The following is a 3,164-nucleotide window of genomic DNA, read 5'->3' on the forward strand; positions in this document are numbered from 1 at the left end:
CACGATCCTCGGCCCACCGCAGATCGCCCTGCTCGCCGCCATCGGCCGCGGCACGGTCCGCGTCCGCCCCCGCCCGCGCGTGGTCGTCATGTCCACCGGCAGCGAACTCGTCCAGCCCGACGAGCAGTTGGGCGACGGCCAGATCTACGACTCCAACAGCTTCGCCCTCACCGCCGCCGCCCGCGACGCCGGCGCCATCGCGTACCGGGTCGGCGCCGTCGCCGACGACGCCGAGACCCTCCGCTCCACCATCGAGGACCAGCTCGTCCGCGCCGATCTCCTGGTCACCACCGGCGGCGTGAGCGTCGGGGCGTACGACGTCGTCAAGGAGGCGCTGTCCTCCGTGGGCGACGAGGACGAGGAGGGCGCCGGGATCGACTTCCGCAAGCTCGCCATGCAGCCCGGCAAACCCCAGGGCTTCGGCTCCATCGGCCCCGACCACATCCCGCTGCTCGCCCTCCCCGGCAACCCGGTGTCGTCGTACGTCTCCTTCGAGCTGTTCGCCCGCCCCGCGATCCGCGCCCTGATGGGCCTGGACGACGTCCACCGCCTGAGGACCCGGGCCATCCTCACCACGGACAAGGCGCTGACCTCCCCGAAGGGGCGCAGACAATTCCTGCGCGGGACGTACGCCGACGGCGACGTCACCCCCGTGGGGGGCGCCGGATCGCACCTGGTGGCGGCCCTAGCGCTCGCCGACGCGCTGATCGTCGTCCCCGAGGACGTCGAGTCCGTCGAGCCCGGTACCGAGGTCGAGGTGGTCCTGCTCGGCTGAGCACTCCTGGTTGGCGGTACCGTGTCGCGCACAACACGCCCGGACCGGGAGCGCCACACAGCATGACTGAGCCTTTCCGGGGGGACACCCCCGGACCCCTTGCGCAAGACCGCCTCACGCACATCGACGACGCGGGCGCCGCCCGGATGGTCGACGTGTCCGGCAAGGACGTGACCGCGCGCACCGCCACCGCCAGCGGACGCGTCCTCGTCTCGCCCCGCGTGGTCGAACTGCTTCGCGGCGAGGGAGTCCCCAAGGGCGACGCCCTGGCCACCGCGCGCATCGCGGGGATCATGGGCGCCAAACGCACTCCCGATCTGATCCCGCTCTGTCACCCGTTGTCGGTGTCGGGTGTGAAACTGGATCTGTCGGTCGCGGACGACTCCGTACGGATCCGGGCCACCGTGAAGACGACGGACCGCACGGGCGTCGAGATGGAGGCCCTCACCGCGGTCTCCGTCGCCGCGCTCACCGTGATCGACATGGTCAAGGCGGTCGACAAGGGAGCGGTCATCACGGACGTGCGCGTGGAGGAGAAGACGGGCGGCAAGTCGGGGGACTGGAGCCGGACATGAGGCCCGACGAATCAGCCGGTGGCGCGCTGCCCGCGTCGTACAGGGCGCTGGTGGTCACCGCCTCCAACCGGGCCGCCGCCGGGGTCTACGAGGACAAGGGCGGCCCCTTGATCGCCGCCGGCCTCAAGGACTTCGGCTTCGCGGTCGAGGGACCGCAGGTGGTCCCGGACGGCCGCCCGGTCGAGGCCGCCCTGCGCGCCGCTGTGGACGCCGGCTACGACGCCGTCGTCACTACCGGCGGCACCGGCGTCTCGCCCACCGACCGCACCCCCGAGGCCACCCGCGCGGTGATCGACTACGAGGTGCCGGGCATCGCCGAGGCCATCCGGGCGTACGGCCGGGAGAAGGTGCCGACCGCGGCGCTCTCCCGTGGCCTGGCCGGAGTCGCCGGGCGCACACTGATCGTCAACCTGCCGGGTTCCAGCGGCGGGGTGAAGGACGGCCTCGCCGTGCTGGAGCCCCTGCTGGCGCACGCCGTCGACCAGATCCGCGGCGGCGATCACCCCAGACCCGCCGACACCAGTGGGGGTGCGAGCTGAACAGCCCATCCTGGCCCGCCGTACTGGCGGACGGCGACATCGTCCTGAGGCCGATAAAACTCCGCGACCAGCGGGACTGGCGCGAGGTCAACCGGCGCAACCGGGACTGGCTGCGCCCCTGGGAGGCGACGATTCCGCCGCCCACGCCCAGCGGGCCGATCGCGCACCGGCCGACCTACCGGCAGATGGTCAGGCACCTGCGTTCCGAGGCGAACTCGGGCCGGATGCTGCCGTTCGTCATCGAGTACCAGGGGCGCCTGGTCGGGCAGTTGACGGTCGCCGGGATCACCTGGGGCTCGATGTGCTCGGGTCACATCGGTTACTGGGTGGACGAGTCGGTGGCCGGGCGCGGGGTGATGCCGACGTCCGTGGCACTCGTCGTCGACCACTGTTTCCGGGCCGTGGGACTGCACCGCATCGAGGTCTGCATTCGCCCGGAGAACGGCCCCAGCCGCCGGGTCGTCGAGAAACTCGGATTCCGTGAGGAGGGCCTCAGGCCCCGTTATCTCCACATCGACGGCGCCTGGCGCGACCACCTCGTCTTCGCCCTCACCGCGGAAGAGGTGCCCGAAGGGTTGCTGGCCCGCTGGCAGCGGGCACGCTCCCGGAGTACACCGCACGACAATCCCGCGTAGCGGGGCGTCCGTTGGGCCCGGAAGCCCGGATCCCCGGAAATGGAATAAGTGTTCGAAAGTGATCGGTGGATGACCGCCTTGGGGCAATGAATTCGCCAACTCGGCGGCCTGTTGATCGCATCGGTCACAAAAAAAGCTCGAAATATCAGCCAGATCGTGCGACACACCGACTCAATTGGCAGATGGCCTCACGCAAACCCCTCTACCGTGTGAGGCGTGAGCAGCAGCGGCCTCATCTACGCAGTCATTGTCGGGGCCTGGGCCGCCTACTTGGTGCCGATGTGGCTCCGTAGGCAGGACGAGCTGAACGAGGCCCGTCCGACGGAACGCTTCAGCACCGCCATCCGGCTGCTGTCCGGACGGGCGGGAATGGAGCGCCGGTACGCCAAGGACCTGCGGGCGCGCTCCACCGAGGAGGGGGAGCCCAGCGCCGTAGTGCCGGACGCCGTCACCGACTCGGTGGACGTCCGGGCCTTCGCCATGCCCCCGGCCCGTCCCCAGGTGCACGCGCAGGTCCGCCGGCCGGACCCCGAGCGGTCGGAAGCGACGCGGGAACCGGAGCGCGAAGCGGCACGCGAGTCGGCGCGCGAACCCGCGCGTGAGCCGGGCCGTGAACCGGCGCGCGACCAAGCCCGGGACC

At 71.2% G+C, this 3,164-nt stretch carries 4 protein-coding genes and 1 pseudogene; all 5 read left to right on the forward strand.

The genetic code is table 11. The features are described 5' to 3' along the window. The coding region (locus R6V09_RS49550; RefSeq protein ID WP_317888003.1) for a molybdopterin molybdotransferase MoeA at window positions 1-775 on the forward strand (775 nt) is incomplete at its 5' end. A 62-nt stretch (window positions 776-837) separates the two neighbouring features. Continuing rightward, window positions 838-1,350 (forward strand): cyclic pyranopterin monophosphate synthase MoaC, encoded by a 513-nt coding sequence (gene moaC, locus R6V09_RS49555; RefSeq protein ID WP_317888004.1) that lies wholly within the window; start codon window positions 838-840, stop codon window positions 1,348-1,350. Next, complete coding sequence (locus R6V09_RS49560) at window positions 1,347-1,889, forward strand: MogA/MoaB family molybdenum cofactor biosynthesis protein (protein WP_317888005.1); 543 nt, start codon at window positions 1,347-1,349, stop codon at window positions 1,887-1,889. The genes moaC and R6V09_RS49560 overlap by 4 nt, the downstream gene beginning before the upstream one ends. Beyond that, entirely contained in the window at window positions 1,886-2,524 is a 639-nt protein-coding gene (locus R6V09_RS49565; RefSeq protein WP_317888006.1) for a GNAT family N-acetyltransferase, read from the forward strand. Before R6V09_RS49560 ends, R6V09_RS49565 begins: the two co-directional genes overlap by 4 nt. A gap of 216 nt (window positions 2,525-2,740) precedes the next feature. Next, window positions 2,741-3,164: pseudogene (locus R6V09_RS49570) on the forward strand (hypothetical protein); the annotation flags it as partial.

This window comes from Streptomyces sp. W16, assembly GCF_033194735.1.
Taxonomy (GTDB): Bacteria; Actinomycetota; Actinomycetes; order Streptomycetales; family Streptomycetaceae; genus Streptomyces.